General features: G+C 57.0%; 22 protein-coding genes. 5 read left to right on the top strand and 17 right to left on the bottom strand.

Annotation, left to right across the window (positions count from 1 at the left end):
• From MKFW12EY_RS08485 to MKFW12EY_RS08455, 7 genes are all read right to left on the bottom strand, one after another.
• Positions 1-1,143: a type III PLP-dependent enzyme domain-containing protein gene (locus MKFW12EY_RS08485; protein ID WP_342394034.1), complete on the bottom strand. Its 1,143-nt coding sequence runs from the start codon at positions 1,141-1,143 to the stop codon at positions 1-3.
• Positions 1,137-1,736 (bottom strand): 5-formyltetrahydrofolate cyclo-ligase, encoded by a 600-nt coding sequence (locus tag MKFW12EY_RS08480; protein ID WP_054758638.1) that lies wholly within the window; start codon positions 1,734-1,736, stop codon positions 1,137-1,139. Before MKFW12EY_RS08480 ends, MKFW12EY_RS08485 begins: the two co-directional genes overlap by 7 nt.
• Positions 1,729-2,667, bottom strand: a complete 939-nt coding sequence (miaA, locus tag MKFW12EY_RS08475; RefSeq protein WP_221054365.1) for a tRNA (adenosine(37)-N6)-dimethylallyltransferase MiaA — start codon at positions 2,665-2,667, stop codon at positions 1,729-1,731. The genes MKFW12EY_RS08480 and miaA overlap by 8 nt, the downstream gene beginning before the upstream one ends.
• Entirely contained in the window at positions 2,668-4,560 is a 1,893-nt protein-coding gene (gene mutL / locus MKFW12EY_RS08470) for a DNA mismatch repair endonuclease MutL (RefSeq protein ID WP_221054364.1), read from the bottom strand.
• Between the two features lie 98 nt (positions 4,561-4,658).
• Positions 4,659-6,194: an N-acetylmuramoyl-L-alanine amidase gene (locus MKFW12EY_RS08465; protein WP_221054363.1), complete on the bottom strand. Its 1,536-nt coding sequence runs from the start codon at positions 6,192-6,194 to the stop codon at positions 4,659-4,661.
• 35 nt (positions 6,195-6,229) lie between these two features.
• On the bottom strand, positions 6,230-6,700 hold the full coding sequence (tsaE, locus tag MKFW12EY_RS08460) for a tRNA (adenosine(37)-N6)-threonylcarbamoyltransferase complex ATPase subunit type 1 TsaE (RefSeq protein ID WP_054758632.1): 471 nt from the start codon (positions 6,698-6,700) through the stop codon (positions 6,230-6,232).
• Complete coding sequence (locus MKFW12EY_RS08455) at positions 6,697-8,160, bottom strand: bifunctional ADP-dependent NAD(P)H-hydrate dehydratase/NAD(P)H-hydrate epimerase (RefSeq protein ID WP_054758629.1); 1,464 nt, start codon at positions 8,158-8,160, stop codon at positions 6,697-6,699. The genes tsaE and MKFW12EY_RS08455 overlap by 4 nt, the downstream gene beginning before the upstream one ends.
• A 156-nt stretch (positions 8,161-8,316) precedes the next feature.
• Here MKFW12EY_RS08455 and queG point away from each other — a divergent pair, with 156 nt between their 5' ends.
• Complete coding sequence (gene queG / locus MKFW12EY_RS08450; RefSeq protein WP_054758627.1) at positions 8,317-9,384, top strand: tRNA epoxyqueuosine(34) reductase QueG; 1,068 nt, start codon at positions 8,317-8,319, stop codon at positions 9,382-9,384.
• 55 nt (positions 9,385-9,439) lie between these two features.
• Entirely contained in the window at positions 9,440-9,943 is a 504-nt protein-coding gene (locus MKFW12EY_RS08445) for a putative metalloprotease CJM1_0395 family protein (protein ID WP_054758625.1), read from the top strand.
• Between the two features lie 65 nt (positions 9,944-10,008).
• Here the strand turns inward: MKFW12EY_RS08445 and MKFW12EY_RS08440 are convergent, their stop codons facing one another.
• Together MKFW12EY_RS08440 and MKFW12EY_RS08435 are read right to left on the bottom strand one after the other, a co-directional pair.
• Complete coding sequence (locus tag MKFW12EY_RS08440) at positions 10,009-10,278, bottom strand: PilZ domain-containing protein (RefSeq protein WP_054758732.1); 270 nt, start codon at positions 10,276-10,278, stop codon at positions 10,009-10,011.
• A gap of 63 nt (positions 10,279-10,341) precedes the next feature.
• Positions 10,342-11,568 (bottom strand): glutaredoxin family protein, encoded by a 1,227-nt coding sequence (locus tag MKFW12EY_RS08435; RefSeq protein WP_221054362.1) that lies wholly within the window; start codon positions 11,566-11,568, stop codon positions 10,342-10,344.
• A 160-nt stretch (positions 11,569-11,728) separates the two neighbouring features.
• Here MKFW12EY_RS08435 and mrcB point away from each other — a divergent pair, with 160 nt between their 5' ends.
• The 3 genes from mrcB (at position 11,729) to MKFW12EY_RS08420 (ending at position 15,230) form a co-directional block, all read left to right on the top strand.
• Positions 11,729-14,056, top strand: coding sequence for a penicillin-binding protein 1B (gene mrcB / locus MKFW12EY_RS08430; RefSeq protein WP_064025081.1), 2,328 nt, complete (start codon positions 11,729-11,731; stop codon positions 14,054-14,056).
• Between the two features lies 1 nt (position 14,057).
• Positions 14,058-14,681 carry an outer membrane lipoprotein periplasmic chaperone LolA gene (lolA, locus tag MKFW12EY_RS08425; protein ID WP_054758617.1) on the top strand — a complete coding sequence of 208 codons (624 nt, stop codon included), beginning with the start codon at positions 14,058-14,060 and terminating at the stop codon, positions 14,679-14,681.
• A gap of 75 nt (positions 14,682-14,756) precedes the next feature.
• Complete coding sequence (locus MKFW12EY_RS08420; RefSeq protein WP_054758615.1) at positions 14,757-15,230, top strand: copper resistance protein NlpE; 474 nt, start codon at positions 14,757-14,759, stop codon at positions 15,228-15,230.
• Positions 15,231-15,278: 48 nt separating this feature from the next.
• On the opposite strand, the gene MKFW12EY_RS08415 is transcribed toward MKFW12EY_RS08420, so the two are convergent.
• From MKFW12EY_RS08415 to MKFW12EY_RS08380, 8 genes are all read right to left on the bottom strand, one after another.
• Entirely contained in the window at positions 15,279-16,166 is an 888-nt protein-coding gene (locus MKFW12EY_RS08415; RefSeq protein ID WP_064022052.1) for a GGDEF domain-containing protein, read from the bottom strand.
• 153 nt (positions 16,167-16,319) lie between these two features.
• Positions 16,320-16,868 (bottom strand): putative Fe-S cluster assembly protein SufT, encoded by a 549-nt coding sequence (gene sufT, locus MKFW12EY_RS08410; protein WP_054758613.1) that lies wholly within the window; start codon positions 16,866-16,868, stop codon positions 16,320-16,322.
• Positions 16,869-16,876: 8 nt separating this feature from the next.
• Positions 16,877-17,605, bottom strand: a complete 729-nt coding sequence (locus MKFW12EY_RS08405) for an SDR family NAD(P)-dependent oxidoreductase (RefSeq protein ID WP_064022054.1) — start codon at positions 17,603-17,605, stop codon at positions 16,877-16,879.
• Positions 17,596-18,267, bottom strand: coding sequence for an HAD family hydrolase (locus MKFW12EY_RS08400; RefSeq protein ID WP_221054361.1), 672 nt, complete (start codon positions 18,265-18,267; stop codon positions 17,596-17,598). Before MKFW12EY_RS08400 ends, MKFW12EY_RS08405 begins: the two co-directional genes overlap by 10 nt.
• A gap of 2 nt (positions 18,268-18,269) precedes the next feature.
• Complete coding sequence (gene ubiG, locus MKFW12EY_RS08395; protein WP_054758611.1) at positions 18,270-18,977, bottom strand: bifunctional 2-polyprenyl-6-hydroxyphenol methylase/3-demethylubiquinol 3-O-methyltransferase UbiG; 708 nt, start codon at positions 18,975-18,977, stop codon at positions 18,270-18,272.
• Positions 18,978-19,065: 88 nt separating this feature from the next.
• On the bottom strand, positions 19,066-20,307 hold the full coding sequence (locus MKFW12EY_RS08390; protein WP_054758610.1) for a hypothetical protein: 1,242 nt from the start codon (positions 20,305-20,307) through the stop codon (positions 19,066-19,068).
• Between the two features lie 2 nt (positions 20,308-20,309).
• Positions 20,310-21,848, bottom strand: coding sequence for an MBOAT family O-acyltransferase (locus MKFW12EY_RS08385; RefSeq protein ID WP_054758608.1), 1,539 nt, complete (start codon positions 21,846-21,848; stop codon positions 20,310-20,312).
• 30 nt (positions 21,849-21,878) lie between these two features.
• The gene (locus MKFW12EY_RS08380; RefSeq protein ID WP_221054360.1) at positions 21,879-23,192 is read right to left on the bottom strand and encodes a TRZ/ATZ family hydrolase; all 1,314 of its coding nucleotides are present in this window, start codon (positions 23,190-23,192) and stop codon (positions 21,879-21,881) included.
• Positions 23,193-23,285 lie beyond the last annotated feature (93 nt).

Below are 23,285 nucleotides of genomic sequence, written 5' to 3'. Positions count from 1 at the left end.
CTATACGGAACCTGCTCCCCACTGCCGGCGGTAATCGGAATAATCGTAACGTTTCTGCAACGCCAGCCCCGTTTGATCCACGGCGTACACATCCGGCAAATTGTATCCGTTGAAGCGATTGGCCTTGATCAAGCTATAAGCGCCCACCTCGGCAAACACCAGTTTTTCGCCGACTTCCGGAATGCGGTCGAAACGGTATTCGCCAAATACGTCGCCGGCCAGGCAGGTCGAACCGGCCAAAATCGAGGACTGACCGCCCTCGGCAACTTCCTCCAACAAACGCGGCCTGATTTGGTATTCGAATACCTCCGGATGGTGGTTGACCGAAGTATCCAGCACCAACACGACCTTACCGTCGCTGACGAAGCGGTCCAGCACCGTCGCCAGCAAATATCCGGCATTGCCGACTATGGCCTTGCCCGGCTCCAGATAGACGTCGATGGCAAACTCCGCGCGCAACCCACCGATCAATTCGGCCAGCGGCTCAAGATCGGCAATATCCTGGTACAGATAGCCGCCGCCCAGATTCAGCCATTGCAGTTGCCGGTTGCGCTCCAGCAACGGCCGCAAGGCTAGTACGGTAGTTTGCAGCGGCGCCAAATCCCGACACGAAAACACGGTATGAAACTGCAAACCTGCGACACCGTCCGGCAGGCCGTTTCGCAGCAACTCGATATCGACCCCGAGCTTGGAATGCGGCCGGCACGGATCGAACCGCCGATCCGCCGCAAACGACAGCTTAGGATTGACCCGCAAACCCGGCGAATAACCATGGTCCGCCCCCTGTAAACGCTGGTACTGCGGCAAGGAATTGAAACTGATATGGCTGCATAATTCGACCAGTTCGCCGAATTCGTCCGGACGTATCCCCGGCGTGGTCAAGTGGATACTGCCTAGACCTGCCAACACTTCTTGCGCCAACTTGGCTTCGAACAACGAGCTAACCGAAAAACCGTCGACTCGGTATTTGATCGATTCCAGTAAACTTGCCAACGGCAAGGCTTTAATTGCATACAAAACCTTACAGCCGGTTGTCTCGCGCAATGCCGCCAACGCCTGCAAATTGGCCAACACCTGACGTTCATCCACCACAAAGGCCGGGGAACTGGAAATGCGTTGTTTCAATTCGGCAGCGTTCAGCATCCGGCTCGACCTTTGCCCGGATAAATCGCCCGCTCGGTAATTACCCGATCCATGTAGATATCGTGCCGTTCCATCGCAACGTGCGGCAGCAACTGCGCTTCGTAGCAGACTGCCGCCAGCACCGCGTCAGGACGCACTTTTTGCAACAGCCTGTCGTAATAGCCGGCGCCGTTACCCAAGCGTCCGCCTTGCCGGTCAAAGGCCACGCCGGGAACGATGACCACATCTAGTTCCTCGGCGCCCACCTGTTTTGCCGGATCCAGCCAGCGCTGGCGCGGCGGTTCGAGAATATTCCACATTCCCGGCTGCAACTCGTCGATGGCTTGCAGATGCCATAAACCCAGCTGTTTTTGCCCCTCGGCATCGACCGTGCAATAAGGCACAACAATGCGCTTGCCGCCGGCCAATTCGGCGATGACGGTCGCCAGCGTCCGCACTTCCGAACGGCAATGCAGATACCACATCACAGTCCGCGCCGCTTGATACCAGGACTGTTCCAAAACACGCCGGCAGATTTCGGCACTGACCGCATCCTTGTCGGCTTGGGCGTTGCGAGCCGCATAGGCAATTTGGCGTTGTTCGGCTTTAGTCATACTCGCGGCAATAACTCAGAGCTTGGTCGAGTAAATCGTCAGAACCGCTAAGCAAATGCCGGGCATCCTGTTCTTTACGCAACCAGGTAAATTGGCGTTTGGCCAATTGCCGGGTGGCGACGATGGCTTTGTCGCGCATCGTCGCCAGATCGTATTCGCCGTTCAGATACGACCAGGCTTGCCGGTAACCGACGCAGCGGATCGACGGCATGGTTTCGTCCAGATCGCCGCGTTGCCATAGGACCCGGACCTCGTCGAGAAAACCTTGCTTCAACATCAGATCGAAACGCTCGGCAATTTTGTCGTGCAGGGTTTTACGCTGCTCCGGTGCGACGATGATTTTAATAAACCGGTACGGATGCTCGGCCGGTTGATCGGCGTCAAAAAAACTCGACAACGGCCGGCCGCTGATTTCATAGACTTCCAACGCCCGTTGTACCCGCTGCGGGTCGTTGACATGTATCCGCGCCGCGGCTTGCGGATCGACTTGCGCCAAGCGGTCATGCAGCACTTCCTTGCCCAAGGTCTGCAACTCGTCATCCAGCCGCTGGCGAATCTCGGCATCGGCTGCCGGCAATTGCGCCAAACCCTGGGTCAGCGCGCTGAAATACAGCATCGTGCCACCAACCAGTAACGGCAGCTTGCCGCGCGCGGTGATGTCCGCCATCAGTGCCAAAGCGCGATCGCGGAATTGGCCGGTGGAAAAACTTTCGCTGGGATCAAGAATATCGATTAAATGGTGCGGCACGCCGCCGCGCTCGGCCAGGGTCGGTTTGGCGGTACCGATGTCCATGCCGCGATAGACCAGCGCCGAATCGACGCTGATGATTTCGGTGTCCAAGGCTTGCGCCAGTGCCACGCCGAGCGCGGTCTTGCCGGAGGCGGTCGGCCCCATCAACAAGATGGCGGCCGGTTTTTGCAATTCGTTCATTTATTGGCCGCGCATGAAAAACCGGTCCAAATCCTGATGGCTCAGCGCCACCCAGGTCGGTCGGCCGTGATTGCATTGGCCGATACGCTCGGTTTGCTCCATATCGCGCAGCAAGGCGTTCATCTCTTCGATGCTGAGCTTGCGTTTGGCCCGCACCGAACCGTGGCAAGCCATCGTCGCCAGAACTTGATTGATGCTTTCCTGGGCTTTATGGCTGACGCCGTGAGTCGCCAAATCGGCCAAAATGTCTCTTACCAATTGGTCGACGTCGGTTTTAGCCAGCAAGGCCGGCGTGGCTCTGAGTACCACAGTTTCCAGCCCGGAACGGTTGATTTCGAAACCCAGGTTCATAAAAAATTCGTGCTCCTGCTCCGCCAGATCGGCCTCGGCGGCCGTGACTTGCAATTTGATCGGCAACAGCAGCGGCTGTGAGACGATGGCCCGGTTATGGTAGTGCTGTTTCAGGCGCTCGTAAGTCACCCGCTCGTGGGCGGCGTGGGCATCGACCAAAATGATGCCGTTGGCGGTCTCGGCCAGGATGTAGATATTGTGGATGTGGGCCAGGGCAAAACCCAAGGGCGGCATCGCCGGATCGGCAGCCGGCTTTGCCGAGACGCTATCGCCTCCAGCTTGCGGATAGAGCTTGCCGTAGGCTTTGATTTGCTCGGCCACATCCGGCATCACCGCGCGTTCGGGCGGATAACGATAGGCGCCGAAAGCTTGCGCCGGCGTGGCGGTTCGCGGCGCAGTGCTTTCCTCCGATTCTCGCTCCGGCAATGTCAACGGTAACAACGTTTGTTGGTTTAACGGCGCTCTATGCGGTGCGGTCGATGGCGGCAGTTCCGCAAGCTCCGGAACCGTCTCGATCCGCTGCGGCAACGGCTGGGCTCCGGGCCGTTGCTCGGCCAGACTACGGTGCAAGGCCTGAAACAGAAAATCGTGCACCATCCGCCCTTCCCGAAACCGCACTTCCAATTTGGTCGGATGGGCGTTGACATCGACCAAAGCCGGATCGAGTTCCAGGTACAGCACAAACACCGGATGCCGGCCGTGGTACAGCACATCCTGATAGGCCTGCTTCACGGCATGCGCCACCAGGCGGTCCTTGATCAGGCGGCCGTTGACGTAAAAAAACTGCATGTCTTGCTGGCTGCGGGAGAAGGTCGGCAAGCCGACCCAACCATACAGACGCAGGCCGGAGGCGGCAAAATCGATCTTGACGCTGTTGTCGACAAAGGCCGCACCGCAAATCGCGGCGATGCGTTTTTCTTGAGCGGCTTGGGTGTCGGCCGGTTTCAGATTCAGCACTTCGCGCTGGTTGTGGCTTAACACAAAACCAACATCGAAGCGGGCCAAGGCCAGTTTCTGAATCAGGCTCTCGATATGGCCGAATTCGGTTTTTTCGGCTTTTAAAAACTTGCGCCGGGCCGGCGTGTTGTAAAACAGGTCGCGCACATCGACGGTGGTGCCGGGCGGATGCGGGTCGGGTTGCGGATCGAAATTTTTTTCGGTGCCGTCGGCGCTGACTTGCCAAGCGCAGTCGGCGTCGGCGGTACGGGAAATCAAAGTCAAGCGCGCCACCGAACTGATGCTGGGCAAGGCCTCGCCGCGAAAACCCATGCTGGCGACATGCTCCAAATCGTCGAGCGAGGCGATCTTGCTGGTGGCATGCCGCGACAGAGCCAACGCCAGATCGTCCTTGACGATGCCGCAACCGTTGTCGCGAATCTTGATTTGGCGAATGCCGCCCTGTTCGACGTCGATTTGAATTTGGCTGGCGCCGGCGTCGAAGCAGTTTTCCACCAATTCCTTGACCACCGACGCCGGCCGCTCGACCACCTCGCCGGCGGCGATTTGATTGACCAATTGGGTGGGTAAAGCGTGAATCCGCATCGGTGGCGCCCGCAAAAAAGCGCGTATTTTAGCGGATCGAAATGAAACGGGGCGAAATGATTCGCCCCGTAGCGGATCAGAAAATCGACAACCGAGCGTCAGCTATCGTGCGGAATTTGCAACACCTGGCCGACGCGGACGTTACCGTCGTTCATCGAATTGGCCAGACGCAATGCCCGCATCGAAACGCCATACTGCTGGGCGATGCCGGACAAGGTCTCGCCGCGGTTGATCACATGCTGAGTAGCGGCACTGGCGCTGGCCACCGGCGAATTTGACTCGGCCGGTACCGCGTCGTTGTCAGCCAACAAGGCTTTCGGTTCGCTTCTCGGCTTGGCCGCCGCCGGAAGCGGCCGCTCATCCGGTACCTTATTGAGCGCGACCATACGCGGCACTTTGGCGGAACGGTTCAATTGCGCCATCAGCGTATCGGCCGGCGCGTATTGTTTGAAGTGGCCGACAATACCGTTGAACACCGCCGCCGCCATTTTATATTGATAGGCCCTGCTGGTCAGGCGCCGCTCTTCTTCCGGATTCGAGATAAACGCCGTTTCGACCAGAATCGACGGAATTTCTTGCGATTTCAACACGACGAATCCGGCTTTCTGCACGGCGCTGCGGTGCAAATGGCCGACGCCCTTGACGCTTCTCAAGACTTTATTGCCGACATTCTGGCTGGCCTCTTTGGCGGCCTTGCTGGACAAATCCATCAACACCGAAGCCAAGGTTTCATCGCGGTCTTCGCCGCCGCCAGAACCGTCGACCGCGTTCTCGCTGGCGGCCAACCAACCGGCACCGGCACTGGAAGCGCCTTTGGTCGCCAAGGTATAGACCGAGGCGCCGTGGGCCTGGCTGTCGCTAAAGGCATCGGCATGGATGGACACGAACAAATCGGCTTTGGCGGAGCGGGCAATCTGACGGCGTTCGTTCAATTTGACGAAATAATCGCCGTTCCGAATCATCACCGCCTTCATGCCGGGCTGAGCGTTGACCAGATTTTCCAGATTTTTGGCAATTGCGAACACCACGTCTTTTTCCTGGGTGCCGTTCGGACCTTGCGCGCCGACGTCTTTGCCGCCGTGGCCGGCATCGATTGCGACGACAATGTTGCGGCCTTTGGCTTTATTGGCGGTTTTCAATGCCACCGGTTTGATTGCCGCTTCGGATCGTTTCGGCGACTTTTCCGGCGCCGGTTGTGCCGGTGCCGCGGCTACCGCAACGGTTTTACCAGGAGCAGCAGCCACAGGTTCGCCGGCAGCCGGCAGCGGCTTCGCCGCCAACTCGATCTGCAGGGCATTGCCTTGCGCCGTGACTTTGGCATCCGCATCGGCTTTCAATTCGACAACCACCCGCAAATCGCCGCCAGCGCGCATCGCGCTACGGGCGCCGGCAAATAACGGATGTTCGGCCGGCGGCTGGTTGATGGCTTGCGCCATTTTTGCGCCGGCGAAATCGACCACCAAACGGCTCGGGCTTTTCAAAACGAAAGCGTGGTGGCGTACCGGGCCGGACAAGTTGAATACCAAACGGTCCGCCGAGGCATAGCTGACCGCGCCTAATTCGGCTGGGGCCGCCGCCGTAAAAGCGGGAAACAATAAGCCCCAAATCCAGAAAATTCGATAAATTCGCTGCATAACCGACACGACCGCTAGTGACAAGATTGTTGAGATTATAGCAGTAGGTCTTTGTTTTTCCAGTTTAGTTTTATCTTTCCGCTACAATTTTCAGCTAACACATTGATTTGTGCGACACGTTGCTGTTGCGCGTACTGCAAACCGATCTCGATATCGGCGGGCGGCAATACCCCCTGCCCCATTTCCGGCCACTCGATGCAACACAAAGCGTCCGTATTCAGATAATCGTCCATGCCTATCCATTCCAATTCTTCCGGGTCCTTTAAACGGTATAAGTCGAAATGGAACACCCGCCGGTCAGCAACCGCGTATTCTTCGACCAGCGTATACGTCGGACTTTTCACGGCGCCGCGATGGCCCGCCGCACGCAGCAATCCGCGCATCAGCGTGGTTTTGCCGGCCCCCAATTCGCCGCGCAAATACAGCAGGCATTTTTCGGGTAAGGCTTGCCACAATGCCGCGCCCAAGGCTTCGGTGTCTTCGCTGCTTTCCAGGGTAATGTTCATCGGTTCAATAATTCTCTGATGCGGAGCGGCAAATCGCCGGCCAACAGGCCGCGTTCGCCGAATTCTGCGGCCAGGCTGTCGGCCGCGGCGGCATGCAGCTGTGCGCCGGCCAGCGCTGCCTGACCTAACGTAAAACCTTGGGCGACCAAGCCGCCGATCAGCCCGGCCAGCACGTCTCCCATGCCGCCGCTGGCCATGCCCGGATTTCCGGCAACGACGACATGATTCTTAAAGCCGTCGTCGATTAACGTCCCGGCGCCTTTTAACAACGCGACCCCGCCGTAACGTTGCTGCAGTGCTGAAACGGCCGCAAAGCGGTCGCCGCCGATTTGCCGGGTATCGCAGTTCAACAAGCGCGCCGCTTCGCCGGGATGCGGCGTCAACACCCAATCGTCGCGCCTGCAATTGCGCAGCGCCAGCAGATTCAAGCCGTCGGCGTCGACCACGCTGGGCTTGCCGGCAGCCAAGGCACGGTCGAACATGGCTTGGGCCCAGGCGTCGCGGCCCAAGCCCGGACCTATCACGACAACCGTGGCTTTTTCCAGCAAATCATTCAGATCGCCGGCCTGTTCCGCCGCCCGGCACATCAGTTCCGGCCGGGCGATATTGACCAAGCCGCTGTGCGCGGCTCGGGTGGCAACGCTGACCAAACCGGCGCCGGCGCGCAATGCCGCTTCTGCGGCCAAGCGAATCGCGCCGCTATAGCCGTGGTTGCCGCCGATCAATAACACGTGGCCGAACTGGCCTTTGTGCGCGCTGCGTTGGCGCTTGGGCAAGGCTACGCCTGTCAACAACCGGCAGGCCGGGTCGAGCTCTTCCAACACTTCGCCAATCTGGAGATCGTCGCAAACCACTTCGCCGCGGCAATCGGCCGCCGCGCCGGTGAACAAACCTTGCTTGAGGCCGATGAAGGTCACGGTCAGATCGGCCGCGACCGCTTCGCCCATTATGCAGCCGGTGTCGGCTTGCAAGCCGGACGGTACGTCCACCGCCACCACCGGACCGGCCGCGGCGTTGATCTCTGCTATCGCCGGCAAGTAAGCCGCCGCGACCGGCCTACTTAAACCGATCCCGAACAAGGCGTCGACAACGATACCAGGTATCGTCGAGCGGCCCGGTTCGAACCCGGAAACGCAACCGCCGGCCTGCAAAAAGTCCCGGTAAGCGCTGAGCGCATCCTCCGGCAAGCGCTCGGGGTCGGCCAATCCGTATACTGTCACCCGGCAACCTGCCTCGATTGCCAGGCGGGCAACTTCGTAACCGTCGCCGCCGTTATTGCCGGCGCCGCAAAATACCGTCAATTCTCCCGCTTCGGGCCAACGCTGCCGGATATGCCGGAATAACGCCGCGCCGGCCCGCCGCATCAACTCCCGCCCCGGTATGCCGAGCCGGTCGATGGCTTGGCGTTCGGCTGCACGAATTTGCGCGGTTGAGTAAAGAGCGGCGGTTGAAAGCTGCATAATCGATTCCGAAGGCGATAGCCCGCCATTTTATCGCCAAACCGGCCTCGGCCGGCGGAAATCGGCGAAGTTATGCCAAAATGGCTTTTTGCATTCAGGCTCGGGCCGGCACCGCGACATAGCGCCGGCACCGGACTCGCATCGATATTAACCAATATGCCACCGACCGTTTCTCTCGATCCCGAACAATTAGCTTGCCGCATCAAACAATGGGGCCTGGAGCTGGGCTTTCAACAAATCGGCATCAGCGACACCGACCTGCACCAGGCCGAATCCCATCTGCAAAACTGGCTGGATCAGGATTTCCACGGCGAAATGCATTACATGGCCGCGCACGGCTTGAAACGCAGCCGCCCGGCGCTGTTGCAGGAAGGCACCCGCAGCATTATCTCGGCCCGGATGGATTACTTGCCGGAGCCCTCGGCCCGCAGCCAGGTGTTATTGGCCGATCCGGCCGCCGCCTTCGTCTCGCGCTACGCGTTGGGCCGGGATTACCACAAACTGCTGCGTAACCGGCTGCAAAAACTGGCCGACAACATCGCGGCAGCCATCGGCCCGTTCGGCTACCGCGCTTTCGTCGACAGTGCTCCGGTATTGGAAAAAGCCATAGCCGAGAAGGCCGGGCTGGGCTGGATCGGCAAACACAGCAATCTGATCAACCGCCGTGCCGGTTCCTGGTTTTTCTTGGGCGAAATCTATACCGACCTGGAACTGCCGGCAGACCAAGCGGCAAACAACCATTGCGGACTATGCCGGGCCTGCATCGATATCTGTCCGACTCAGGCCATCATCGGCCCTTACCAGGTCGATGCCCGCCGCTGCGTATCCTATTTGACCATCGAATTGCACGGCCCGATTCCGGAAGATTTACGGCCTTTGCTTGGCAACCGGATTTACGGCTGCGACGACTGCCAATTGGCCTGCCCGTGGAACCGGTTTGCCAAACTCAGCGCGGAAGCCGACTTTCGGCCGCGCCAACGTTTGGATAACGCCACCTTGCTGGAATTGTTCGCCTGGGACGAGGCAGAATTTCTGCAGAAAACCGAGGGCTCGGCAATTCGCCGCATCGGCCATCAGCGCTGGCTGCGCAACATCGCCACCGCGCTGGGTAACGGCCGGCCTGATCCGGAGGTAATAGCGGCGCTAAACCGGCGCCTGCACCAGGCTTCCGATTTGGTCGCTGAGCACATCCATTGGGCGCTGCGCCGCTTGACTGGCGCTTGAGTTTTAACGCGTAAAGCGTATATTTGCGAACCAGTTAAAGTTTTCGGTGACGAGCATGTTGATAACCGCCGCGTCGAATAATCCATTCAACCTGTACGGCTCGCAAAGCCTGTCAAGGCCGGTCGCGCCGAAAACACCACCACAGTCGTCCGGCAACGGAACAGCCAGCGGCGAATTAAGCCAAGAACAACGCCAATTGGTCGAGAAGTTGAAAGCCCGCGACCGCGAAGTTCGAGCTCACGAGCAGGCGCATCTGAGCGCCGCCGGCAATCTGGCCGTCAGCGGCGCCCGTTACGATTATGTGGCCGGCCCGGACGGCCAACGCTACGCCAGCGGCGGCGATGTCGGTATCGACGTGTCCGAAGTGGCCGGCGATCCGCAAGCCACGCTGCTAAAGGCCGACACTATCCGCCGCGCCGCGCTGGCGCCGGCCAATCCGTCGGCGCAAGACCAGAGCGTCGCAGCCAGAGCCGCGGCGATGGCCAACAAAGCCCGCAGCGAATTACTGAACCTGCAACGCGCCGAAACCCCAGGCGCTACGCTAGACTTGAATGCCTGATGCCGCGCTGCCGGATTGGAATGGCCGCCGAATCGGCGCAAGCCTTTCAGAGGCGAAAAATACAATCAATCCCGGCTACAGAACTCGACGGCAAAACCGGAATCGGGATCGATGCGAACCACCTTGACCAACTGCACCGGCGCGTCGTCGAATTCGGTGGTTTGCACCTCCAATAGCGTACCCATAGGCGGAATCAACGCCCGGTCGCACTGCAAAAACAAACCGGTTTCCGAAAAATCCCGCATTTCCACGATGCTCTCCGCCACATCGGGCGCGATCAATTTGATTTTGGCGCGATGTTTTAAACGCGGATGCCTGCGCTTATTGTCTATCACGAATTCTCCTGAATTCTGCTTAAAATTTAAGCCGGTACCGATCCGGCCACGAGCCCGGCCGGCTCAACCGCCGCGGGCCAACAGATAAACGCCCAAGCCCACCATCACTAATCCGCTGGCCAATTTCAACCAGCGGCCCTGGTTGCGTTGCAAGCGCTGCTGGCTCAAGGTTACGACGCCCACTGCCAGCACCGCAATGTCGTCTAGCATATACGCCAGATTATATAGCAGCAAATAGCCGTAATAGTCCCAGCCTTGCAACTGGCGCAAGGTCAATATTCGCGTATACAAAGCCGGGAAGCCGGAGGTACAGAACAATTCGACGATTTGCACCAATATAGCCAGCAGTACCGCGCCGACCAACGCTCCCCACAGATTGTCCGCCTGCAAAATTCGCCGCATCCGCGCATAAATATCGGGCTTGGCCGCTTGCGGGATCGATAACGACGGCCCAACGCCCAAGGCCCAGAAATCTTTCAGGTTCAGCGCACCGGCGGCAACGGCAATCGCGGCAATCGCAATTTCCGAGGCGCGCGACAAGCCTATCCATAAAAACAGATTCAACCACGCCGCCATAAATACGAAGTAAGCCAGCCCTTCGACCAGCACGAAGGCTCCGGCAACCGCCAACATTCGCGGCCGGTTCCGCATCGGCGCCAGCATCGATACCATCAGTATCAACACCCACATCGAACACGGATTGAATCCGTCCAACAATCCCATCGCGATAGTAAATGCCGGCAGCCCCACCTCGTCCAACACCAGCCGCTGCCCCAGCAAGGCCAGTTCGAACGGCTCGGCCGGCGCCAGCGGGTTGGCGGTATCGCCTGCGGTGCAGGTTTGCTCGGTTTGCACCTCGCAACTGCCGGCTGCATCCGCGGCGGCGTCCGCCGGCCGGGTAGCCGCTAACGCCTCGCGCAACAACTGGTTGCCGGTTTCGGCCGAATAACCGATCACCAGCTTGGCGCCGACCCGGAAGGCGGGCAGCCGCAGCGGGGCTGGCGGACTCTGCGCTTCTGCCAAGGTTTGCAAGCGCCGCAAAGCGTCAGGCTCGCGGCTGACATTGCGGATCAGAATGTTCAACTGCGGCCGTTCCCGCTGCAACTCGGCCAGGAACGCTTCGGCGCGTTCGCAATGCGGGCAGCCATCGCGCACGAAAGCTTCGATATCGGCTTGGGCAATTGCCGCGGCATGCGCCGAATTGACGCAAACCAAGGCCAGTAACCCCAGCCCGAGCCATAAGGTGCGCCAGGCCGAGTGCGCGTGAAACGTGAGGATTGCAGCGAGCATGGACGGTTCTCCGACAGCGTAAGGCTGCCAGCCAAAGTCGCAGCCCCTTCAATTTTATTAGATAATAACAGGCCAACCGCATCGCGGCGCAAGCCGCCGCGACCGCCCCGTCCATTATCCGCGCCGCCGATCGCCGCAGCGCAAGCAGCAAACCGACCTGATGGCCAGAAGACCCAGAACCCGCAGTTCCACCGTTCGACGCAGAAAACCCAAATCCCGGACCTCCTGGCTATTCCGCCTGCTGGTTCCGCTGGTGATCATCGCCGGTTCCGTATTGGCGGTTTACGTCGGCTATCTGGATTACACCGTGCGCCAACAATTCGAAGGCAAGCGCTGGTCGATCCCGGCCCGAGTCTATGCCAGCCCGGTCGAGCTGTATGCCGGTTACGAAATTTCGGCCAAGAATTTCGAGGATTTATTGCTGGAATTGCATTACCGGCAGGACCCGCAATTGGTCGGCGAAGGCTCTTACAGCGTCAAAGGCAATGTCGTCAACGTCCGCACCCGCGCCTTCAATTTCGGCGACACCGCGCAGGAAAGCCGCAAAATCAGCGTCGCCTTCGCCGGCGCAGCGATCGGCGGCCTGACCGACGCCGGCACCGGCGCCAACCTGGCGATCGTAAGGATGGATCCGGTGCAAATCGGCAGTTTTTACCCGACCCGTAAAGAAGACCGGATTCTGATCAAACTGGACGAAGCGCCGCCGACGCTGGTGCAGGGCCTGCTGTCGACCGAAGACCGCGACTTCTACAGCCACTTCGGCCTGTCGCCGAAAAGTATCGCCCGCGCCATGTGGTCGAACTTGAAGGCCGGCGGCATGGTGCAAGGCGGTAGTACCATCACCCAGCAGTTGGTGAAAAACTTCTTTCTGACGCCGAAACGTACCTTGCGCCGCAAGCTCAAAGAAGCCCTGATGTCGTTCATCCTGGAATACCGCTACAGCAAGGACGAGATTCTGGAAGCCTATCTGAACGAAATCTTCCTGGGCCAGGACGGCGCCAGCGCCGTGCACGGCTTCGGCTTGGCCAGCGAATTTTACTTCGGCCAGTCGTTGAAGACGCTGTCGCTGCACCAAGTCGCGACGCTGGTCGCCTTGGTGCGCGGCCCGTCCGAATACGACCCGCGCCGCAAGCCGGAACATACCCTGGAACGGCGTAATCTGGTGTTGGATTCGATGCTGAACGAAGGCTACATTACCGAGCAGCAGGCCACGGAAGCCAAGAAGCAACCGCTAGGCGTCGCGGCGGTGATCCACCGTTCGGCTAACCGTTACCCGGATTTTATCGATCTGGTCAAACGCCAGTTGAAGCAGGAATATAAGGAAGAAGACCTGACCTCGGAAGGTTTGCGTATCGTCACGACGCTGGACACCCGAATCCAGGACATCCTGGAACAATCGATCGCCAATAAACTCAAGCAACTCGAAAAGAGCCCGAAAAGCAACGACCTGGAAAGCGCCGCCATCGTCACCCGCCGCGATAGCGGCGAAATCGTCGCGCTGAGCGGCGGCCGCAAAACCGAGTCCACCGGATTTAATCGTGCATTGGACGCGGTCCGGCCGATCGGCTCGCTGATCAAGCCGGTGGTGTATCTGACCGCGCTGGAATACCCGGACCGCTATACCATCGCTACTCCGGTCAGCGACACCCAGATCAGCATCGAAGCCGAGCGCGGCAAATCCTGGTCGCCCGACAACTACGACAACCGCGAACACGGCATCGTCCCGCTGCATACTGCTTTGACCCATTCCTACAACATGGCGACGGTACGCATCGGTATGGACATCGGTTTGGCCAAGGTCGCCAACACCTTGAAAAATATGGGCGTCAGCCGGCCGGTGGACTTGTACCCGTCGTTCCTGTTGGGCGCGCAACCCTTGACGCCGCTGGAAGTGACCCAACTTTACCAAACCCTGGCCGGCGACGGTTTCGCCACGCCGTTGCGTTCGATCCGCGCCGTAAACGCGGCGGACGGCAAAGCTCTGCAAAGCTATCCGCTGACGGTACGGCAGGCGGTCGATCCGGCGGCTACCTTCATCACCAACACCATCTTGCAGGAAGTGATGTACGCCGGCACCGGCCACTCTGCGTATAATTACCTGCCGAAGGAAATGGCGCTGGTCGGCAAAACCGGCACGACCAACCAATTGCGCGATAGCTGGTTCGCCGGTTTCAGCGGCGATTTTCTGTCGGTGGTTTGGGTTGGACGCGACGACAACAAACCCAGCGGCTTGACCGGCGGCAGCGGCGCGCTGCAAATTTGGTCGGAAATGATGCGGCAGGTCTCGAAAAAACCGGTCAGTCTGGTACCGCCGGATAACATCCAAATGACCTGGATCGATCCGGAAACCGGCCTGCTCAGCAGCGAAACATGCCCCGGCGCCAAATTGCTGCCGTTCGTGGAAGGTTCGGCGCCGACCCAATTCGCCGAATGCGGCGCCAATGCGGAATCCGGCGAAAGCTGGCTCAATAATCTGAACCCTTTTTAATATGCTACGTAACTTAAGCTTCGCCCTGGTTTTATCGATCGCCGCCATCGCCAACGTTGCCGCCGACGAGGCGCCGATTAACCGCCTGAAAAGCTTTCTGGCGGCCAGCGCGTCGCTGGCTGCGGATTTCAAGCAAGTCAGTTTCGATAAAAGCGGCCGTCCGGCCCAGTCCAGCAGCGGCAAATTTTATTTGAGTCGGCCGGGGAAATTCCGCTGGAATTATCTAAAACCGTTCGAGCAGGAAATCGTTTCCAACAGCGGTAAAGTCTGGTTTTACGATGCCGATCTGGAGCAAGTCACAGTCAAGCAACTTGACGATTCGCTGGGCTCGACGCCGGCGCTGTTATTGACCGGCCAGGTCGATATCGAGGAAAAGTTCGTGCTGCAGGAACAAGGCCAGGACGAAGGCATGAATTGGGTCAAGTTATCGCCGAAGAACGAGGACAGCGGTTTCAAATATATCCTGATCGGCATGAACGGCAACCAACTCGGCGGCATGGAACTCAGCGACAATTTCGGCCAACTGACCCGGATCTATTTTTCCAACATTCAGCTCAACCAAAAGCTGGACGACAGTTTGTTCAACTTTAAGCCGCCCAAAGGCGCCGACGTGTTCGAAAATTAAGCGCGATGGCCTCGCCTTGACGCAGCCGCAATCGCCGATAACGACAAGACCTTCACTTTTTGCCGAGGAGCAAACATGCAACACTTCAAACCGCAACTGAGTCTATTTCTGTTGGCCGCAATGTTCGCTGTGCAAGCACCGGCCCGGGCGGAAGAGGCCGCCGACCACGATCCGGCCCATGCCCACCACACCGCGAAAGAACATCCCTGGCTGGGGGTCTATAACGGTTTCCTGCCCTGTGCCGATTGCGCCGGCATTAAAACCCAACTGGGCTTGAACAAAAACGGCAGTTATATATTGATGACGACGTTCTCCGGCCGCTCGGAACGCGAGTTCGTCGAGAAAGGCAAATTTACCTGGGACGAGAAAAAACGTACCGTCACCTTAATACCGAAGAACGCAGGCGTGCCCGGTAACCAGTATTTGATCGGCAACAATTTTCTGACGCAGTTGGACAGCGCCGGTAACCTCTACACCGGCAAACTGGCCGAACGTTACGTGCTGCGCCGCAACGAGATTACCGAAAAAGAACCGGCTCACGCCCACTAAGCGGCTAACGCCGATGCGGCCAATGTTTGCCGCATCGGCAAATCCCGGCTAGAAACCGGCTTCGACCCGGTTCCGGCCTTGCCTTTTCGCTTGATACATTGCTGCGTCGGCCCGCTTCAACAGGCTATCGAACGTATCGTCGCCTTTCAAGGTAGCGACGCCCAGGCTGGCAGTCAAATTCAACACGTCCATGCCGTAGGCCAGGGTATGTGACTCGATATCGGCCCGAATCCGCTCGCCGATCACCATGGCACCGTCGATGTCGGTATCGCTAAGCAGAATCACGAATTCCTCGCCGCCGTAGCGGTAAACCGCGTCGCTGCCGCGCACGCTCTCTTTCAGCCAAGCGGCCACCGAGGCCAAGGCCAAGTCGCCGCATTCGTGGCCGTATTGGTCGTTGATCGATTTGAAATGGTCGACATCGACGAAGATCAACGACAAATGGCTGCCGCTGCGGTGAGCGCGTTTGATCTCGCGCAGTAGACTGTCGTTGAACGCGGTACGGTTGTTGGCCTTGGTCAACGGGTCGGTGAAGGCCATTTTCAACGCTTGTTGAAACAGCGTGGCGTTGCGCAGCGGGTAGATCAAACAGCACAACAGGCTTTCCAGCAGTTTCAGCTCATCCTTGCTGAAACGTTGGCTGCGGGTCAACTTCAACTCGCCCAGTTGTTGTTCTTCCACTTTTAACGCATAAGAGCAGGAATGGCGGGCCAATACGCCGCGTTTGTATTCCAAGTCGAATTCAGGATTGGTATATTCGACGCCGTTATGCGGTATGGTGTGCTGAATCTTGTTGCAAAATATCGCGATCAGCTCGTCGAATTCCAAAGTGGTCTGCAACGCGCTACTGATATCGTAGTGGTGCAGATTAACGGCTGTCGACGCGGCAAAGGTTTTGTTGCTGACAACGGCTAATTCGGCGGCTTTCTCTTTCATGACGCTTCCTCGAATCTGGAATCAATGTTCGAGACCAATCAAGCCAACACCGTGCCAACACTATTTATATTTTTTAAAACAAATAGTTAAACAAAATATATCCACCTCAAAAAAACGCAGTGGCAATTTTCCGCCGCTGTATATTTCGGCCGGCTAAAACAGGCCCAATTGGACCTGAGCCACTTCCGACATCATTTCCCGCGACCAGGGCGGATCCAGGACCACTTCGACCTGCACCGAGCTGACGCCGGGCAAAGCGCGGATCGATTTCTCGACATCGCTTTGAATCACCGGCCCCATGCCGCAACCGGGCGCAGTCAGCGTCATCCGGATATGCACGTCGTTACCGCCCTCGGCGTTGCCGGTGACGTCGCAACCGTAAACCAGGCCCAAATCGACGATATTGACCGGAATTTCCGGGTCGTAGACGGTTTTCAGCACTTCCCAGCAATTCTGTTCCACCGCCTGGCGGTCGGTTTTCGATACCAGGGTTTGCAGATGTTGCGGCTCCTTGCCCAACGCATCGGCATCGCTACCGGCGATGCGGACCATGTGGCCGTAGTCGGTCACGACCGTGTAATTGCTGCCGAGCGATTGGTGTATCGTCACTTCCTGGCCCTTTTGCAAGGTACCGTGGTTGCCGTCCGGTATCGTGACGATATTGACGTCCCGGGTTAGAAAAACAACTTCTCTGTCTGCCATAACGATTCTTAAGGTTTGAAAGTCTGCGCGTCAATAATTTGACCGGTCACGCCGATACTGGCATCGCCGAATAGGTAAAGGTATAGCGGTTCCAGACTGGACATCGGCGGAATCGCGGTTTTGTCTTCCGCCGGATACGCCCGCTTCCGCAACGGTGAATCGACCGGTCCGGGACACAAGGTATTGACCCTAATTTTTTGCCCCGCCTCCAGCTCGGCTGCCAGGATCGCGGCGAAACCTTCCAACGCGATTTTCGACACGCCGTAAGCGCCGGAATAGGCTTGCGCCTTGCGCGCGGCCGAATCGCTAGTGAAGACGATGGCGGCATGCCGGCTGAGTTGCAACAACGGCAACAACACCCGGCACAGAATGAACGGTGCGTTCAGGTTGACGTTCAGCGCATGCCCCCAATCCTTGGTCTTGTAACTGGCGATCGGGCTGAAGGCGCTGAATTCGACTGCCGAATGCAGTAAACCTTGCAAGCTGCCGTATCGTTGCTCGATCGCATCGGCCATTTCCTGATACTGCGCCTCGCTGGCGCCGGCCAGATCGAACGGATACATCACCGGTTCCGGCGCACCGGCCGCGACGATCGCGTCGTAGATCCGTTCCAGCTTCGGGATATTCTTGTCCAGCAAAATAATTTGCGCACCGTGCCGGGCCAAAGCCAAGGCCGCAGTCGCGCCCAAGCCGCCGCCGGCGCCGGTGATTAAAATGACGTGGTCTTTTAACGGCATATCTGAGCCTGTATCCATTCCATCAGTTGTTGCGGCCGCTCGATCAAGCCATCGGCGCCCCAGGATTCGGGGACATCGTCGGTTTTCAGATAACCGTAGACGGCGGCCAGCGTTTTCATATTCGCGCGCTTACCGGCGGTAATGTCGTGGGCGGCATCGCCCAGGTAAACGCAATTTTCCGGCGCCACCCCGGCCTCGCGGCAGGCTGCGAACATCGGCTCGGGATTGGGTTTGCTACTCGGCGTCGAGTCGCCGCTGATCACGCAAGCCGCGCGTTGGCGCAGCCCCAAAGCCGCCAGCAAGGGTTCGGTGAAACGGCGTTTTTTGTTGGTCACGACGCCCCATTTCAAACCCTTGGCCTCGATAGCCTGCAGACTGTCCGCCAAACCGTCGAACAGCCGGCTGTAATCGGCGATGTTGTCCTCGTATTGGTTCAACATGAATTCCAGCATCCGCTCGGCTTCGGCTTGATCCACCTCGGCGCAGTGCCGAATCATCGCCAATGCGCCATGCGAAATCAGCGGCCGCACGCCGTCTGCGGCCGCTTCCGGAAAACCGTGCGCCGCCAAGGTCCGGTTCAAACAAGCAATCAGATCCGGCGCGGTATCCACCAGGGTGCCGTCCAGATCGAACAATACGCAATCGAGCTTGAAGCCAGCCATATCTAATCGGCGCGTTTGAAAGCGGCGATGTAATTGACCGAAACGTCTTTGCCCAAGTAAAACGCCTTGCTGAACGGGTTGTATTCGATGCCGACCATGCCCTGCAATTCCAGACCGGCCGCGCGCGCCATCCGCCCCAACTCCGACGGCTTGATGAAGGTTTTGTAATCGTGGGTTCCTTTCGGCACCATTTTCAGCAAATGCTCGGCGGCAACGATGGCTAACAACCAAGCTTTCGGTTCGCGATTCAAGGTCGAAAAAAACACCGTGCCGCCGGGCTTGACCAGTGTGGCACAGGCCGAGACGACCGAAGCCGGGTCGGGTACGTGCTCCAGCATTTCCATGCAGGTCACGTGGTCGAAACCGGCCGGTTGCTCTGCGGCCAATTGTTCAGCGCTGATCTTGCGATAACTGGCGGCAACGCCGGTTTCCAGACCGTGCAGATCGGCCACGTCCAGCAAATCCTGGCTTAAATCGATGCCCAGCGCGTCGGCGCCCAGCTTGGCCAAACCTTCGGTCAAAATGCCGCCGCCGCAACCGACGTCGACCACCTGCTTGCCGCGGATATCGGCGTATTCGCCGACAAACTGCAAACGCAGCGGATTAACCTGGTGCAATGTCTTGAATTCGCCCTCGGTATCCCACCAACGCTCGGCCAAAGAGCCGAACTTGTGAATTTCGTGCGGATGAACGTTGTCTGCTGTCGCCATAATGCCAAACCTTATCTAAGTGCCTATAGTTTACTGTATTACTAGGTTATTCGTCATGAGCTTTGCGTCTCGTTGAGATGCCGGCCCCTTATCCGGATAACGATTGAACCAATGTTTTCACGTCGTCGAACATTTGCCTATACGAACCGAGACAACGCTGGTTTTCCAAACCCAGTCTCCTCGCGTTGTCCTCGAAATTCGACATCCGCAAATCGAAGCCGAAATCCGCGCCGTTCTCAGCCTGAACGTCGGGGGCTTCCAACGCTGCCAAAGCGCGTTCCAATATTTTTTCACCCAACGATTTCTTGAAATGCCCGGCTTCCCAATACCATTGCGTGGTACTTTTCAAATCGCCTTTAGCCGGGATTTTCTCGCATTGCCATTCCGCGTATCCGCTGAAATCCAGCACCCGAATCCGGCCTATTTGACTCGATTGCCTGAATTTCTCGGCTTCTTCCACCAATCTCTTCTTCCACTGCGCAAAAATTGGCATTAGACCGGTTTCTTCGAATAAAGCCAGAATTTGCGCGTGATAGGGATAAATGATCAAAACTACGTCGCCCTCCGTTTGCGCCGCCCGACGTAGTATCGCCCGCAGATTAGCAAATCCGGATTCGTCCAAACCTCCTCGCCGTTTCCTTAAATAGGTTTTGGCGTTTTCTTCCGCGCGCTGCCTGAACAATACGAAGTAACCTTCATTTCGGGCTAACGGAATGTACTCGTTGAGCGGATTAAACCCACGCTCCGTCATCGTTGCGGCCTCTCCATCATTCTGAATAAACAGGGTAGAGATGCTGTCTTTCAACGAAGACATCGAAAACAGGCTGTCGAAACGCCAAAAATAGTTATCTATCGCGAAATGATCTGTCTCCGGAGCTATGCTGTCGCCCCCTAATTTAAGAGCCCCGTCCGGATTGACAAAATCTACGAAATCGACGCCGATTAGAATTCGTTTGGGCTTGATATCCTTTGAGAACAAATAGTCCAACTGGCGCTGGGCGGTAACAATAGCCGAACCTCTGATCGCCAAGTTGTAAGCAGAATACCCCTTTTTCTTTAACGCGGGAGACTCCGGATCCAAACCAATCTCAGCCCGGGAATTGCCCAAAATCAAGGTATCCGGCTGTAGCTTGACTGCTCTTGCCAATTTTATTTCATCGACATAACGTGGCAATACCGGTTTTACGGCATTAACGCCTTTTGTATTGTATATTCGGTATAAGTCATAAGGATCGACAAACACAACAAAAACCAGTACCGCGAGAATACCGAAACCGAGCGAACAGGCTAGCCATTTTAAAAACCGCCTATATATATTTTCATTAGCCATGATCAAAATTGGAAATACAGAAAATCGCTCGGCTTATTCAAAGACAGTAAACAAAAAACAGCAAAAACGCTTAAAATAAGCGCCCATGATCGATTTGGTTGCCAAACTATATTGATTAAAGAATTCGAATTTCCATTTTGTACAAAATCCAATGCCGGAAAAAAACCTCGTGCCATTTGCTGGGTATTCGGCAAAAAGAATGCAATAAAAGCCGCGCCAGCTACCCAAAGCCAAGTTTCAACGAAACGTGTTCCGCCGCCAAGAAAGAACTTAACTCCAAAATTTTCCAATAAAACTGCCGAAGCTCCCAGATGAGCTGCAATTGCATTCGGGATACCAATGCCGAACTTCCCAACCAGACCGAATATGATTTGTTCCGCCGAATTCAAGTCGACAGCGCGGAAAAATACCCAGGCAAAACACACCGCTAAAAAGGTGATAATTGAAGACGCCAACTTCCAACCCTTTCCGGCTGGCGAAAAATCGGATCTATTCGCCGCTGCCTGCCAAGCATGATTTACGATCAGATAGATTCCGTGTAAGCCGCCCCAGATCAGATAATTCCAGCCGGCACCATGCCACAACCCACCCAATAGCATAGTGACCATCAGATTGGTGTAACGCCTGAACAGTCCGTAGCGATTGCCGCCGAGCGCGATATACAAATAATCCCGTAGAAATCGGGATAGCGTCATATGCCATCGCCGCCAAAACTCGACAATGTTTTCCGATTTGTAAGGTGAATTGAAGTTTAGCGGCAGTTTGACACCGAATAATCGGGAAAGCCCTATCGCCATATCCGAATATCCGGAAAAATCGAAATATATTTGAAAAGCGTAGGCGAAGACTCCACCCCAAGCGATCAAAAAACTCGGTGCCGCCGAGCTTGAGAACAGATCGTTGGCATAAGGGGCTAAATTATCCGCAATCAAAACCTTTTTAACTAATCCGATAATAAAAACAAAAGCTCCGACAGAGAAGTTCTCGAAAGAAGGCTTATAATTATTAATATCGGCAAATTGCGGCATCATTTCCTTATGATGCAATACCGGACCGGCTATCAGATGCGGAAAATAGGTAACGAACAATAGATAATGAATAAAACGGTATTCTTTTACCTTTCCCTGATAGGTATCGACCAGATAAGCAATCTGAGTAAAAGTAAAAAAAGATATACCTATCGGTAAAATCACATCTTTAAAATCTAACGCCAAATTCGAAAACTGAGTAACTATCGACGTGAAAAAACCGGCATATTTATAGTAGGCCAACAAGGACAAATCGAAGGCTACACCGCCAATCAGCCATCGCTTTTTCCACGCTGAAGCGGATTCGGCAATTTGCAGCCCCACGCAATAGTTGATAACGATTGAAATCAGCAGCAACGGTAAATAACGGTAGTCCCACCATGCATAAAAAAATAGAGACGCTGCCGCCAGCCAGGCTGCGGCAAATAATTCGCTGCGTTTGGCAATCCAAAAAAAGCCGGCCAATACGATCGGTAGAAAGAAAAACAGAAACCCGAATGAATTGAACAACATAGATACGAGACTTCCGAACGGTTCGCCTAATTACCAGACAGACAGGCGCTGCTGCCAGACGGCAACCCGCTCATTGAGCGCCGCCAGATTCATCGTGGTCAACTGCCGTTTTTTCAACAATTGCCGGCCGGCGACCCAGACGTCGCTGACTTGGCGGCGGTCCGCGGCATAGACGATTTGCGCCAGCGGATTGAACAAAGGCTGGGTTTCCAGTTCGCTCAAATCGATCGCGGCAACATCGGCTTGCTTACCGACGGTCAACGAGCCGATTTCCGCGTCCAAACCCAGCGCTTTGGCGCCGTTCAGCGTTGCCATCCGCAAAGCGGTGGCCGCCGACACCGCCCCGGCGTCGCCGGCCACCGCTTTAGCCAATAACGCCGCCGTACGCATTTCCGAGACCATGTCCAGATCGTTATTGCTGGCGGCGCCGTCGGTACCCAAAGCCACGTTGATACCCGCCGCCAGACATGCCGCAACCGGGCAAAAGCCGCTGGCCAATTTCAGATTCGATTCCGGACAGTGCACGATATGGGCGCCGGTCTCGGCATAGGCCGCGATATCGGCGGCGGCCAGTTGCGTCATATGCACGCCGATGAACGCCGGCGTCAACAAGCCCAACTGCCGCAGGCGCTGCAACGGGGTTTGGCCGGTCTTTTGCCGCTGTTCTTCGACTTCGTGCGCCGTTTCGTGCAGGTGCATATGCACGGTCAAATTCATTTCGTCGGCATAGGTCAGCAGGCTGCGCAACGGCGCGTCGGACACGGTATACGGCGCGTGCGGCGCAAACGACAGGCTGAGCAGACTTTCGTGGCGCAGTTTCTCGTGCAAAGCCAGCCCCTTGGCCAGATAGGCGTCGGCATTTTCGGCCCACACCGTCGGAAAGTCGAATACGATCAGGCCGATGTTGGCGCGAATACCGTGTTGCACCGCCTGTTGCGCAGCAATTTCCGGAAAGAAATACATGTCGTTGAAGCACGTCGTGCCGCAGCGCAGCATCTCGGCAATCGCCAGTTCGACGCCGTCGCGGACGAAGGCTTCGCCGACCCATTTTTGCTCGGCCGGCCAGATGTGGTTTTGCAGCCAATCCATTAACTGCAAATCGTCGGCGATGCCGCGCAACAAGGACATCGCGGCATGGGTATGGCAGTTGACCAAACCCGGAATCAAAGCATGCCTTTCCAGAATCTCCAGTTGGCGCGGCTTATATTTCGCCGCTGCATCGGCAGCGGGCAGCAAATCGATGATCCTGCCGTCGTGCACCACCAGACTGGAATGCTCGAAAATTTGGCCCGCGGGTTCGACCGGAATTATCCAGCGCGCCTGAATCACGAGATCGACTTGCATATTCTGCTCCGGGTGATAAATCGGCGATTATACCCGTTAAGCCGGCGTCCTCGCCTGTTCGGCAAAAAACCATCTACAATGTAACACTATTGC

Origin of the sequence: Methylomonas koyamae, from assembly GCF_019669905.1 — a bacterium.
GTDB classification, from domain to species: domain Bacteria; phylum Pseudomonadota; class Gammaproteobacteria; order Methylococcales; family Methylomonadaceae; genus Methylomonas; species Methylomonas koyamae.
The sequence above is the reverse complement of the archived record's forward strand: the minus strand, read 5'-3'. Positions and strand labels throughout refer to the sequence as shown.